The sequence below is a fragment of the Arenibacter sp. F20364 genome (assembly GCF_023015905.1).
Taxonomy (GTDB): Bacteria; Bacteroidota; Bacteroidia; order Flavobacteriales; family Flavobacteriaceae; genus Arenibacter.
This window is the reverse complement of sequence record NZ_JALKBD010000044.1, coordinates 1-14469: the sequence shown is the minus strand read 5'-3', so window position 1 is coordinate 14469 and position 14469 is coordinate 1. Positions and strand designations below refer to the sequence as shown.

9 protein-coding genes and 1 pseudogene are annotated in these 14469 nt (G+C 41.6%); 9 read left to right on the top strand and 1 reads right to left on the bottom strand.

The window, feature by feature from the left end; translation table 11 throughout:
• The first annotated feature begins 6 nt into the window (after nucleotides 1-6).
• From MWU84_RS21630 to MWU84_RS21595, 8 genes are all read left to right on the top strand, one after another.
• A complete protein-coding gene (locus MWU84_RS21630; protein ID WP_246905677.1) occupies nucleotides 7-1554 on the top strand; it encodes a RagB/SusD family nutrient uptake outer membrane protein in 1548 nt (515 codons plus the stop codon).
• Between the two features lie 17 nt (nucleotides 1555-1571).
• Complete coding sequence (locus MWU84_RS21625; RefSeq protein WP_246905673.1) at nucleotides 1572-3326, top strand: LamG-like jellyroll fold domain-containing protein; 1755 nt, start codon at nucleotides 1572-1574, stop codon at nucleotides 3324-3326.
• A gap of 11 nt (nucleotides 3327-3337) precedes the next feature.
• Nucleotides 3338-4705 carry a glucoamylase family protein gene (locus MWU84_RS21620; protein WP_246905671.1) on the top strand — a complete coding sequence of 456 codons (1368 nt, stop codon included), beginning with the start codon at nucleotides 3338-3340 and terminating at the stop codon, nucleotides 4703-4705.
• A 162-nt stretch (nucleotides 4706-4867) separates the two neighbouring features.
• On the top strand, nucleotides 4868-6250 hold the full coding sequence (locus MWU84_RS21615; RefSeq protein WP_246905669.1) for a glucoamylase family protein: 1383 nt from the start codon (nucleotides 4868-4870) through the stop codon (nucleotides 6248-6250).
• Nucleotides 6240-7028 carry a prolyl oligopeptidase family serine peptidase gene (locus MWU84_RS21610; RefSeq protein ID WP_246905667.1) on the top strand — a complete coding sequence of 263 codons (789 nt, stop codon included), beginning with the start codon at nucleotides 6240-6242 and terminating at the stop codon, nucleotides 7026-7028. The genes MWU84_RS21615 and MWU84_RS21610 overlap by 11 nt, the downstream gene beginning before the upstream one ends.
• A gap of 50 nt (nucleotides 7029-7078) precedes the next feature.
• Complete coding sequence (locus tag MWU84_RS21605) at nucleotides 7079-8884, top strand: family 43 glycosylhydrolase (protein WP_246905665.1); 1806 nt, start codon at nucleotides 7079-7081, stop codon at nucleotides 8882-8884.
• Nucleotides 8885-8894: 10 nt separating this feature from the next.
• The gene (gene bglX / locus MWU84_RS21600; protein WP_246905664.1) at nucleotides 8895-11165 is read left to right on the top strand and encodes a beta-glucosidase BglX; all 2271 of its coding nucleotides are present in this window, start codon (nucleotides 8895-8897) and stop codon (nucleotides 11163-11165) included.
• A gap of 45 nt (nucleotides 11166-11210) precedes the next feature.
• Nucleotides 11211-12848, top strand: coding sequence for a sulfatase (locus tag MWU84_RS21595; protein ID WP_246905662.1), 1638 nt, complete (start codon nucleotides 11211-11213; stop codon nucleotides 12846-12848).
• Between the two features lie 475 nt (nucleotides 12849-13323).
• Here MWU84_RS21595 and MWU84_RS21590 read toward each other — a convergent pair whose 3' ends face one another.
• Nucleotides 13324-13692, bottom strand: a complete 369-nt coding sequence (locus MWU84_RS21590; protein WP_246905660.1) for a hypothetical protein — start codon at nucleotides 13690-13692, stop codon at nucleotides 13324-13326.
• A 540-nt stretch (nucleotides 13693-14232) separates the two neighbouring features.
• Here MWU84_RS21590 and MWU84_RS21585 point away from each other — a divergent pair.
• Nucleotides 14233-14469: pseudogene (locus MWU84_RS21585) on the top strand (hypothetical protein); the annotation flags it as partial.

Genomic DNA, 14469 nt, shown 5'->3' with positions numbered 1-14469 from the left:
GAAACTATGAAATTATCTTATAAAATATCAGTGTTTGTCCTGCTGGCCATAACCTCCTTGAGCAATATAGGATGTACGGACAAATTGGAAGAACCAGAACTGAACAATAATTTTGCTGGCGGTACGGATTTTACCAAGACGGCAGACATGCAGTTATCCATTGTTGGCGTCTATGAAGCATTTCAATCTCGCGGATGGGAACAACCTTTGTTGATTTCTGTTAGGGGTGATGACGTAAATGCTGGGGGACTAGGGGATCAACAGGATTTTGCCGAGACCGACAAATTTACTTACAACAAGGATTATTGGATGTATAATTCCCTTTGGGAAAACACCTATGTTGACATAATATCGGCCCATACTGCCATGGAACAGATTGCCAGATACCAAGAGTTTGCCGATGAAAATGGAGTTGCTTTGGGGAATCAATACATTGCCGAAGCAAAAGTGCTCAGAGGAATCATGCTGTTTCATATTTCCCAAGTATGGGGAGATGTATTTATCCCAGAATCCTCCAATACCGATCTTCTGCTAGATGTGACCCAGGTACCAACAAAAGCAGAGGTAATGCAGCATATTTCCGATCAAATGGATGAGGCCATTCCTTTTTTGCCCAATCTTAGGCCAAATGAGCGCACTGACCTTCCTGGAGGGGTTACCAAATATACGGCTTTGGCTATAAAGGCATTGGCCAATCAAGAAGTGAAGAACTATCAAGCGGTTGCCGATGCAGCCGGACAGATTATCAGCTCAGGAAAATTTACACTTTATCCTGATTATTACGAACAGTTTAAGATCCCTGGTAAATTGAGTGATGAAACCATATTGGATTTGCAATATTCGGATTATAACCAAGGTGAAGGAGATCGATCTGGACATCTTTACGCACCTTATGGTCCACAAAACTGGACTCCTGAAGTTGCAGGTGCCGGCAGTGGTTGGGGTTTTTATGAACCAAGTATGAAATTCATAAAGTTTATGTTGGATCGTGGAGAAACCGTAAGATTGGAAACGAGTGTCTTGTTCACTGATAGGGGAATCGCCGAAATTAAAACTGATCCCGCTTACGCTACCTTGCCCGGTTTTATTACAAATACAACACGGGATGGAGATGTTATTAATGACTATCCCAGGGCACTTTTTGCAAGCGGAAAGCACTATTTGCCTTCCAATCAATTAATATCGGGTAGAACAGATTACGGAAGTAATAAAAACTACAATGTTATCCGTTATGCAGAAATTTTACTGGTATACGCGGAAGCATTGGCCCAAGGTGCCACTGGCACGGGGATGACCGCTGATCAAGCAGTAAACGAAGTTAGGGCAAGGGCCAATATGACTCCTCTGTCTGGGATTACCTTGGATCAGGTATTGGACGAGAAGTTTGCCGAGTTGAGTATGGAGTGGGGTAAACGCTATTATGATATGATACGCTTGGGACGATTTAACGAGCTCAGTTATGATGGAAGGACCTTTTCGGAGAATAATACCTTCCTTCCCTATCCACAAAGTCAAGTAGATCAATTTCCAATTTTGGGAGAGATCAATAACTAACAATCAATAAACAACAAATGAAAAATATTAAACTAATTTGTGCAAGCTTGGTCGCCGTGTTTCTTTTTTACGGTTGTGATCAGGGAATAGACGCCATTTCACAAGTTGATCCTGGGACGGATGCGACAGCACCTCAGGTAAAGGTCAATTACCCCACAGAAGGAGTGAAAATAAAAGTACTGGAGGTAGTAACTTCCATTACCGTCGATTTTGAAGTGACCGATGATATTGAGATTGCCAAAGTCGATGTGTTGCTAGATGGAAGTAATATAGGAACCTACAATAGTTTCAAGGATTATCGTCGATTATTGGTCAAGGACTTGGTATATGATCAATTGACAGATGGTGCCCATGAACTATCGGTTAGTGCAACAGATTTGGAAGGAAAAACTACAGTGACAACAATAAATTTTGAAAAAGAACCTGCGTATACACCATTATTTGCAGGCGAAACCCTTTATATGCCATTTGATGGAGACTATTTTGATCTTGTTGGCCTGAAGCAAGCGGACAAAGTGGGGACTCCTGGTTTTGCCGGTGAGGGACTAATAGGGACAAATGCCTATAAGGGCGCAACGGATGCCTATTTATCATACCCAACTGCAGGCCTATTGGGCACTGAATTTACTGCAGCTTTTTGGTATAAGGTCGACGCTAGTCCAGATAGGGCTGGTATTCTAATAATTGGCGACGATGCCGATGACCGCTTTCAAGGGCTTAGGTTGTTCAGGGAGGGTAGCGCTACCAATCAGACCATTAAAGCAAATGTGGGTATTGGTAGTGGCGAAAGCTGGAACGATGGTGGTGTAATTGATGTGACCGCAGGGCAATGGGTTCATATTGCGCTTTCTATTTCTCCAACCCAAAGTACCATCTTTTTTAACGGAGTGGCAGTCCGGACAGCCGACCTAAGTTCACCTGTAGATTGGACAGGTTGTGATGAATTGGTTATAGGTTCCGGAGGACCTACATTTAGCTATTGGAACCATAAATCCGATAGCAGCCCAATGGATGAATTAAGGTTGTTCGATAAAGCATTAACGGAAACCGACATTCAGAATATGATCAATATTACCAATCCTTATACCGGGGAATTTGATGGGGAAATGTTTTACCTTCCTTTTGACGGGGATACCAAAAATAAATTTACCAATGCAGAGGCTACAATGATAGGCGCAACCGGCTTTGCTGGTGAAAGCATTAGAGGAGCGGATGCCTATGCCGGAGCAGCCGAATCCTATTTATCATTTCCTACAACAGGGCTAACAACACAAGAGTTTAGCGCCAGCTTTTGGTATAACCTCAATGCTGCTCCAGATAGAGCAGGGATTCTGGTTATGGGTCCGGAAGATTTGGAAAGACCTGAATACCCCACCGTACAAAACTTAAGAACTAGCGGATTTAGATTTTTTAGGGAAGGCAATGCTACGAATCAGACCTTTAAATTAAATGTAGGCAATGGTTCTGCAGATACTTGGGTAGATGGCGGAGCTGCCTCATCATTGGATCCTACTTCAACTGACTGGGTACATATGGCATTTACCATTGGCAATGGAAAAGCCATTGTATACTTTGATGGGGAAATTGTAAAGGAATCAGATTTCACAGGTGTGGATTGGACAGGTTGTAACCTTCTTTCAATAGGTTCTGGGGCACCTAGGTTTAGTGAATGGGGTCATTTGTCCGATGCAAGTTATATGGATGAACTTCGATTGTTCAATAAAGTGTTGACCCAAGAGGAAGTGCAAAACATTAGAAACGCTGATTTATAGCATAAATAATTATGAGGTTAACATTAATATTGGTCGTTGGAATCCTTTTATACGGTTGCAACGACCAAAAAAAAGCAACTACCAATAACAAGGATGGTACGGAAAACCTAATGGCGGAGGTTGACACAGATGCGGAATTATTGGACAGGGTTCAAAGACAGACATTCGAATATTTTTGGGAAGGAGCAGAACCCATTTCCGGCCTGGCGAGGGAGCGTATCCATATGGATAATATCTATCCAACCCATCACAGGGATATAATCACCATTGGGGGTTCAGGATTTGGTTTGATGGCCATATTGGTTGGTGTGGAACGGGGATTCATTACCCAGGAACAGGCGGTGCAACGTTACCTGCGTATATTGGACTTTTTGGAAAAGGCCGATCGTTTTCATGGTGCATGGCCCCATTGGTTAAACCCGGACGGATCCACATCCGCGTTTAGTAAAAAAGATGACGGGGGAGATCTCGTGGAATCGGCTTTTTTGGTGCAAGGTTTACTTACTGTAAAAGAATTTTTCGATAGAAGGGGTTCTACAGAGGAAGAAAAATCTATTAGTAGTAGAATCCAAAAATTATGGGAAGAAGTAGAATGGGACTGGTATACCAAAGGAGGGGAAGATGTGTTGTATTGGCATTGGTCCCCTAACTATGGTTGGGAAATGAATTTCCCTGTAGGGGGATACAATGAAGCCCTGATTATGTATGTTTTGGCAGCAGCATCCCCAACACACCCCATTGATAGAGACGTTTATGACAAAGGTTGGGCCCTTAATGGTGAAATTGCCAAGGATACAGTCTACTACGGTCTTGAGACGGAATTAAACCATTACGAGCATGACAAGTCGCCCGTTGGACCTTTGTTCTGGGCACATTATTCCTATTTAGGATTAAATCCAAAAGGATTAAAGGACAAATATGCCGATTATTGGAAATTGAACAGGAACCATGCCTTGATCCATTACAATCATGCCGTAGCCAATCCCAATAATTTCAAAGGCTATGGAGAGAATATGTGGGGACAGACATCAAGCTACTCTATGAAAGGATATGCGGGCCACAGACCAGATAAGGATCTAGGAGTAATTTCTCCAACAGCTGCCTTATCCTCCATGCCCTATACTCCCGAGGAAAGTATGCGTTTTTTACGCCATATATATCAAGAACAGGATTCCTTAATAGGGAAATATGGGCCCTATGACGCCTTTAGTTTGGAACATAAATGGAGCCTACCAAGATACTTGGCCATTGATCAAGGCCCAATTCCCGTCATGATCGAAAATTATAGATCCGGTATGTTATGGACCCTTTTCATGAAAAACAAGGAGGTTCAGTTGGGATTGCAAAAATTGGGTTTCGAAGTTATTCCCTCCGAGTAGTTTGCCAGTTTGGACGTTTTTAAGATTTTCAATGAGTATGATATATTCGTTTCTTATACTATATGGGTTATACCTTAACCACCAATGAGAGCTATGCCCATTGCATCATCAATAATATAAAAAAGATAGTGAAAAGGCCATAACGGATAAAGAAAGGTTATAATGAAGAATATTTTTTCAATCTTAATGCTGGTTTTATTTTTTTCCTGCTCTGGAGATGATGTAACGGGACCTACCGGTGAATCGCAATTACCCGATCCACCTATGACCGAACAACCCGAGCCAGAAGAAATTTCGGATGAAAATTTGATGGAGCTTACCCAAAGGGAAACCTTTAAGTATTTCTGGGATTTTGCGGAAGTTAACTCAGGCTGCGCCAGGGAGCGGTATCATCCGGATAGGCCCGAGAATGATGCCAATACCGTTGCCACAGGAGGAACCGGTTTTGGACTTATGGCTATTTTGGTGGCCATAGAACGTAGTTATGTATCTAGGGAAGAGGCAGTTATTCGATTACAAAAGATCTTGGGTTTTCTAGAGAATGCCGATCGATTCCATGGAGCTTGGCCCCATTGGCTAGATGGTAATACTGGTAAAGTAAAGCCCTTTAGCGCAATGGACAATGGAGGTGATTTGGTAGAAACGGCTTTTTTGGTTCAAGGTCTCATTTGTGTAACGGAGTATTTCCAAAATGGAACACAAATCGAAATGGATTTGGCGGCCAAAGCCGATGCCTTGTGGAAAGGGGTGGAATGGAATTGGTACACCCAGAATCAGAAGGTCCTTTACTGGCATTGGAGCCCTGACAATCAATTCGCAATTAATCTTCAGCTAAAAGGATATAATGAAACTTTGGTTACCTATATATTGGCTGCCGCTTCTCCCGATTATTCCATATCCAAGGAGATATATAATAATGGTTGGGCATCCAATGGCAATATAACATCTAATATATCCGCATACAATTATCCATTATTAGTAAAACATGTTGGTTCCGAAACCTATGGGGGACCTTTGTTTTTTTCGCATTACTCCTTTTTGGGCCTAAACCCAATTGGGCTAAAAGACGAGTTCGTGGATTATGGTGCTGTAAGTAGCAATCATGCCATTATCAACTATCGCTATGCGGTGGAGAATCCTGAGAATTTTTTAGGTTATAGCACTGAATGCTGGGGTTTAACCGCTAGTTATTCTAGAAATTCGGATGGCAGCCTGGGATATAATGCCCATTCCCCTGCTAATGACGTGGGAGTTATTTCCCCCACGGCGGCAATAAGCTCCATTCCCTACACACCAACCGAAACGCTTAGAGCCATGCAGTATTTTTATCAAAAAAAAGATAAATTATTGGGTCCTGCCGGATTCTACGATGCTTTTAGTCCACAGTATAATTTTTGGGTTGCAGAGGCATATCTAGCCATAGATCAGGGGCCGCAGATCGTTATGATCGAAAATTATAGAACGGGATTATTATGGAGTCTTTTTATGCAGAATGAAGATATCAAAGCTGGTTTAACAAAACTCGGGTTTACTTATGGAAATTAAACATAACCTTATAGGGCTCTTTTTTGTATTGGGCAGCGTGGTATTGCATGGGCAAAATGATTTCTACAAGTCAGAAATGTTCACAAAGGACTCAGATACCTTAAGGTACCGCATAATGTATCCCCCGAATTACTCTATCGATGAACAATATCCCATAATACTATTCTTGCACGGCGCGGGAGAAAGAGGTAGCGATAATAAAAAGCAGCTGGTCCATGGCAGTACTTTATTTTCTAGCGAAGGGAATAGGGATAAATTTCCTGCTATCGTAGTTTTTCCACAGTGTCCTAAAGAGGACTATTGGTCCAGTGTTCAGGTAGATAGGAGAACTCAGCCCGTTGGATTAAGTTTTGAATACGACAAGGGCCCCACCAAAGCTCTAGGCCTTACTATGGCCTTAATGGATTCTTTAGTAACGAAATCCCACATAAAAAAGGACCAAGTGTATGTTATGGGATTGTCCATGGGCGGTATGGGCACTTTTGAAATATTGTATAGAAAACCGGAAATGTTTGCGGCTGCCATACCAATTTGTGGAGGCGGGGATACCAATGCGGCAAAGGCCTACGCCCATAAAGTTCCCTTATGGATATTTCATGGAGCACAGGATAATGTAGTAGATCCGAAGTTATCCATGAATATGACGTCCAAAATTATAGAATATGGTGGGCATCCAAACTTAACCATTTTTGGAGGTGCCAATCACAATAGTTGGGATCCAGCTTTTGCCGAGCCTAATTTATTGCACTGGTTGTTTTCACTAAAACGATCTGAATAGAGAACAACCAAAAAAATTTGCAGTCATAAATTTGTGTAGAACGGAACCAGATGAAAAATTTCAAAGAAACAATTACAACAGTGGTTTTACTATTAAGTGTAATAACATCTGCACAGGAAGTGGTTCCGGAAACTTATATCAATCCTCTGGATATTGACTATACCTATATGGTTTATAATTCAAGTAAGAATATTTCCTACCGCTCCGGTGCAGATCCAGCAGTAATTGAATTTCGTGGTGAATATTACATGTTTCTCACTCGATCTTTTGGTTATTGGCATTCCACCGATTTGATCAACTGGGAATTCATTAAACCTAAACAATGGTTTTTCGAGGGTTCCAATGCCCCAACTGCATTCAATTATAAAGATTCCTTGGTATATTTTGCAGGTGATCCCGCGGGTTACGGAAGTATTCTTCATACCGATGACCCAAAAAAAGGGGAGTGGACACCTACTGCTTCAATTACCAATAACATCCAGGATTCGGAGTTGTTTATTGACGACAACGGGAAAACTTATCTGTATTGGGGCTCGTCAAACGTACATCCCCTTCGTGTGAAAATGCTTAATAAAGACGATCGTTTTCTTGAAATCGGAGTTGAGAAGGAACTTTTCAATTTGGTTGAGGAAGAACATGGTTGGGAACGATTTGGCGAAAATAATAACCATCCAACCTTAAAGGAAGGATATATGGAAGGTGCCTCGATGACCAAACACGAGGGGAAATACTATTTACAGTATGCCGCGCCTGGGACGCAATTTAATGTGTATGCCGATGCTGCTTATATTGGTGAAACCCCACTGGGTCCTTTTACTTACATGAAAAATAATCCCATGAGTTTCAAGCCTGGCGGTTTTGCTTATGGTGCGGGCCATGGTATAACCGTGAAACAAGCCAATGGCCAATACTGGCATTTTGCCACCATGGCGTTGGCTTCAAATTCTCATTGGGAACGTCGTCTAGCCATGTTCCCCACCTATTTTGATGATGAAGGATTAATGTATTCCAACACTAGCTATGGCGATTACCCCTTATTCGGGCCAAATCATCCAACAAAAGCAGGACAGCATAGTGGCTGGATGTTGCTTTCTTACAAAGGAAAAACAACGGTTTCATCCTCACAAATGCAGGTGAAAAAAAGTACTTCTACCTATGATGAATATGACATCACCGAAATGCCAATTGAAAAGAATAGTGACAATGAAATTATTTCGAAGCTGTTAACCGATGAAAGCCCGAAATCCTTTTGGGTTGCAGAATCCAATGATGATGAGCAATGGGTTAAGATCGAAATGCCTTCTCCTGGCAACATTTATGCTTTTCAATTGAATTTCCATGATCACGAGACGGGTATTTATACCCGTACCGAAGGCCTACGACATCGATTTATATTGGAGGTTTCAGAGGATGGAAAAAACTGGAAAACTGTTGTAGACAGGAGTGGGAGTTATAAAGATGCGCCAAATGCCTACATCACCCTTAATCAACCTGTACAAGGAAAATACGTACGCTACAATAATGTGGAAGTTCCGGGGAATAACTTGGCATTATCGGAAATAAGGGTATTTGGAAAAGGTTTAGGGAAGATACCGGAAAAGGTGAAGGGATTCAAAGTATCCCGGGAGGAAGACAGAAGAGATGCCTCATTCACCTGGAACCCGGTGAAAGGAGCACAGGGTTATAATATCCGCTGGGGTATCGCACCAGATAAATTATACCACTCCTGGTTGATTTATGATGTAAATGAACATTTTATGCGCAACCTCGATCGCGATACCCGATATTATTTTAGTATAGAAGCTTTTAATGAAAACGGCGTATCCGAAAAATCCAAATTAATAACAGTCGAATAAATATTATAGAATGAGCATTTCAAAATATATTTTATTTACCGTCCTGAACACCATTGTTATATATGGTGCATATGCGCAACACAACATACCCCAGGTAGAGGAATTGTTACAACAAATGACTTTGGAGGAAAAGATAGGGCAGTTAAATCTGGTTACCCCTGGCGGTGGTATAGCCACCGGCTCTGTGGTCAGTGATAATGTGGAGGCGAAGATCAAGGCTGGGAAGGTAGGCGGACTGTTTGGGGTAGCGGGACCAGAGAAGATCAAGATAGCCCAAGATTTTGCAGTTAATCATACCCGTTTAAGAATTCCTTTACTATTCGGTTCAGATGTTATCCACGGATATAAGACCACTTTTCCGATCCCCTTGGGGCTTGCCTCGAGCTGGGACATGGAATTAATCAAAAAAACTGCGCAGATAGCAGCTAAGGAAGCTACCGCAGATGGTATTAACTGGAATTTTTCTCCCATGGTGGATATTGCCCGCGATCCCAGATGGGGTAGAATAGCTGAAGGGGCAGGAGAAGACCCTTATTTGGGCTCTGCCATTGCGAAAGCTATGGTACAAGGTTATCAGGGAGATAATTTAAGCAATGACAAGACCATGCTGGCGACTGTGAAACACTTGGCACTCTACGGGGCTGTGGACGGAGGCCGTGATTATAATTCGGTTGATATGGGTAGGGTGAAAATGTTTAACCAATACTTGCCACCATATAAGGCGGCAATAGATGCAGGGGTTTCAAGTGTAATGACTTCATTTAACGATATTGATGGTATTCCAGCATCGGGAAATAAATGGTTATTGACCGATTTGTTGAGAGACCGATGGGGTTTTGACGGATTTGTAGTGTCCGATTACACCTCGGTAAATGAAATGATCGCCCATGGTTTGGGAGACCTGCAAGCCGTATCTGCCTTAGCTCTCAATGCCGGACTGGATATGGACATGGTAGGGGAAGGGTTTCTAACCACCATGAAAAATTCAGTGGAAGAGGGGAAGGTTAGCGAAGATCAAATTACCAAAGCCTGTCGTAGGATTTTGGAAGCGAAGTATAAGTTGGGTCTATTTGAAGACCCCTATCGTTATATCGATACCAAGAGATCGGCCAAGGATATCCTTAACGAAGAAAATAGAAAAATAGCCAGAGAGGCAGCAGCACGTTCCTTTGTACTCTTAAAAAACCACGAAAACATCCTACCATTAAAAAAGGTTATTAAAATAGCTTTGGTAGGACCATTGGCCAATAATAAGAAGAATATGCTGGGAACCTGGGCTCCAACGGGAAATCCACAGTTGTCGGTTTCTATTTTGGACGGCTTAAAGAAAGTTGCTCCCAGGGCGACAATTGCATACGCAAAAGGCGCCAATATTTCGAACGATACCGAATTGGCGACCAAAGTCAATGTGTTTGGTCCCAGAATAGAAATTGATAAGCGTACTCCAGAGGAGATGTTGCAAGAAGCCCTAGAGCTTGCCGATGAATCAGATGTTGTGGTGGCGGTGGTAGGGGAGGCCACCGAAATGAGCGGGGAAGCATCAAGTAGAACGGACCTTTCCATTCCAGAAGCCCAGAAAAAATTGATTCGTGCCCTGGTAGCCACAGGCAAGCCCATCGCATTAGTACTAATGAGTGGCCGTCCAATGACCATACCAGAGGAGTTGGCGCTACCTGTTAGCATCTTACAGGCATGGCATCCAGGTGTAGAGGCAGGAAATGCCATTGCAGATGTACTATTTGGAGATTATAACCCAGCCGGGAAGCTTACCGCTACCTGGCCGGTAAACGTTGGGCAGATCCCTATTTATTACAGTATGAAAAACACGGGTAGGCCGGCTACTTCCGAAACTTTTCAAAAATTCAAATCCAATTATTTAGATGCCCCCAATGCTCCATTATTGCCCTTTGGCTATGGACTTAGCTATACCCAATTTAAGTATTCGGACCTTAGCATCGATAAAGAGGAAATAGGGCAGGGACAATCCGTGACTGTTACGGTTAACCTCAAGAATACAGGTAATTATGACGGAGAAGAAGTGGTGCAACTATATCTTAGGGATGTTGTGCGAAGCATTACACCGCCTATCCGTGAACTAAAAGGTTTTAAAAAGGTGTTCCTTAGGAAAGGGGAAACAAGAACGATTACCCTTGCCCTTGCTCCGGAGGATTTAAAATTTTATAACGGCCAACTGGATTTTGTTTCGGAACCGGGAGAATTTGAGGTGTATGTCGGTACGGATTCCAATGTCACTGAGAAAGTGACTTTTAGTTTAAAGTAAATCTTCACGGCCAAAGTATACGGTTGGCCCCAAAAGGAATGAATCATGTATTACCTTAATAAATTATTGCTTTTAATATTTGTAGTGATAGCCTTTTCGTGTAGGCGGGAACAACCGAAAACAATGGTTAAAGATAAAAGGCCCAACATTCTTTTTATAATGGCCGATGACCATGCAGTACAGGCCATAAGTGCTTATAACCACCCCATTGGCAAACTGGCATCTACCCCAAATATAGATCGGATTGCCAAAAATGGAGCAATTTTTAGTCATAGTTATGTCACCAATTCTATCTGTGGTCCCAGTAGGGCGGTAATTTTAACGGGCAAACACAGTCATATAAATGGTTTTCGGCAAAACGGCGACCGTTTTGATGGGAGTCAACCTACCTTGCCCAAGTTGCTACAACAAGAGGGGTACCAAACGGCTTTATTGGGAAAGTGGCATTTACATGGGTACCCGGAAGGTTTTGATCATTGGAAAATAATAGTAGATCAAGGCAATTATTACAATCCTGATTTTATAGAAAATGGTGATACTACCAGAGTTAAGGGATATGCCACGGATATAATTACATATGACGCTTTGGATTGGCTAAAAAACAAACGTAACGACAGCGTTCCCTTTTTTCTTATGGTACAGCACAAAGCGCCTCACAGGAATTGGATGCCGGCCTTGAGACATATCAACAAATACGATTCGGTCACATTTCCATTACCGGACACCTACTTCCCAACCTATGTGGATCAACAGGCTTCGGAAGAGCAATTACAAACTATTTATAAAGATATGTATGAGGGCCACGACCTCAAGATGTCCAAAAAATTTGGTAGCACCAAATTAGCCCATAACCCTTGGAAAACCGATTTTGAAAGGATGGACCTAGAACAGCGAAAAGAATGGGACGCCGGATATTCGGCCAAGAATAACGTATTTCATATTTCCAATTTAAAAGGTAGGGAGTTGGACGAATGGATGGGTCAGCGCTATTTACAGGATTACATGGCAACCATAGCCTCGGTAGACGAGGGGGTTGGAGAATTATTGGATTATTTGGAAGCAGCGGGATTGGTAGAAAACACTTTGGTGGTCTATACTTCTGACCAAGGATTTTATTTGGGAGAGAATGGCTGGTTCGATAAGAGGTTTATGTACGAACCCTCCTTTAGAACACCATTAATGATGCAATGGCCCAAAACTATCAATCCAGGAAAAAAAATAGATGCCATGGTTCAAAACCTGGATTTTGCACCAACTTTTTTGGATGTGGCTGGAATACAGAAACCGGCAGAGGAAATGCAGGGGGAATCGTTTAAAGGCCTATTGGATGGCAGTACTTCAGAAACCGCTTTTAGAGAAATTATATACTACCACTATTATGATTATCCAGCTTTTCATATGGTAAAAAAGCATTACGGGATTCGAAGCCAGCGCTATAAACTGATCCATTTTTACGACGATATTGATCAATGGGAGTTTTATGACTTATTGGAGGACCCTTATGAACAACACAACGCCATCAATGATACACGGTATCAAGAAGTAATAGGTACCATGTATCAAAAACTGGACAGTGTTCAGGAGCACTATAAAGTCATGGAAAAGGAATTTCGTGCAGCTCCCAAAGAAAAAGTGGATAACGCTAATAAATTGTTTGAAAGGCTTAGGGGAAAAGGTAATTGATATAATAAAATAGGAACTATTACAGACAAGTTTAAGGATGTCCAATAAAATGAATCCTTCACTTTTGGCCACTTTCCCGGCCATCTAACCCCCTATTACATAGAAGGAAAACGAAGCCAAAAGCTTATTGCTGCTACAAGGCTATGATTAATACGAAGTACGGGTAAAAAGGGCTAATATTAAGACCGATGCGGATTTTTTGGAGCTTTATGAACGTGTTGCCAATGTTAAGTCTGCCCTGTAGCATTTAAGAGGAAGTCGATCACGGTGTGCCGCAGTAGGCACTTACCATTTTTATAATTTCCGCTCTTGGCCCATGATATTGAAATGTAATATGTAATAAGAAAGAAACCTAAACGCTTACAAAGTATTCCTCAGTATTTTTTGGCCCGTTATACAGGCCTTAAACCCAAATCGTTGATTGAGATCCGTTCATCTGCATTAAGAGTAAGAAAGGCCCATAATTTAAAAACAATTAATTATTGGCCTTCAATTCATTGAAGTTTTTCTTTTTCGATACCCACTGCCATTTCGATTTTCCGAAATTTCCAGAATTCTCAATCACTTTCATAGTGCTGCTATTAATTATTTTTATGGTTATAGCACCATACATTTGGTCTTTACCTACCGGTATATAGGACCAATTGAAATAGATTAGGTTGCCCTTTATTGATCTATGACCTACATGGCACCATTTGCTTCCATTTGGGACTTCGTCCGTATGCTTATTCATCCCCAACCAAAATACCTGATCGCCGATTACCTTTACCCAAAATGGATTTTCTCCCTTGGACATCCATAAACCTGATTTAATGGTATCTAGTGTAATAATACTAGGTGACATTTCTCTTTGGTTTCCTATGGTTTTTTTCCTCCTTGCATTTTACCGTAGTGTTTGATGGTTACCCCGGTGTAAAAAAGTATTCCTAGCCGGATTCTCTAAAACATCCTTAGCTGCCAGAAGTTACGTTGCATTTTGTTCCCCCAATTTATATAAAGGTAAGGCTACACGAACACCACCACCAACTGGACCAACATTGAATTTGGAGAAGCCGTTTATATGGCCCTGTTCGAGAAACCGATGAAACAATTATATAATTAATTTCATTGATCAAAAATGCCCCTGGCTATTTAAGTGATTCACTGGAATCCAAAGGCAATCCCCCCTCAAAAAAACGACATATAAAACTTTTAAAACACTTTTGATTGTAAGGGGGCATCGGTTTTGTGCATTGCACTACTAACAATATTTTAATAAGGAACAGTACTGTTAAAAGGAAACCTACACTATGTAATTGGAGTCTTGGTACCCCTAATAATTTTTAAGCATAAGTAAGTAATAAGAATTTTTTTCGTCTCTATAATTAGATTCCTATTAAAAGTGATGAAAAAGGACTGCGGAACCTTCGTAAACTTGGGCCAACAAAATACAGCCCTTCTTGTATTTTCCCTTTCGGCTGAAAAGGAAATAATGAGGAAATCTATTTTTAATAAGCACCAAAAAAAAGAGAATGCGGCCTTTTTTAACATATTGATACAACAAACCAAGGATTTAGCTTATCAAAGTGGAATTGATGTTTTTTGGGTGGATGAGCACCAGCAGATAGGTATTGATTTTTCA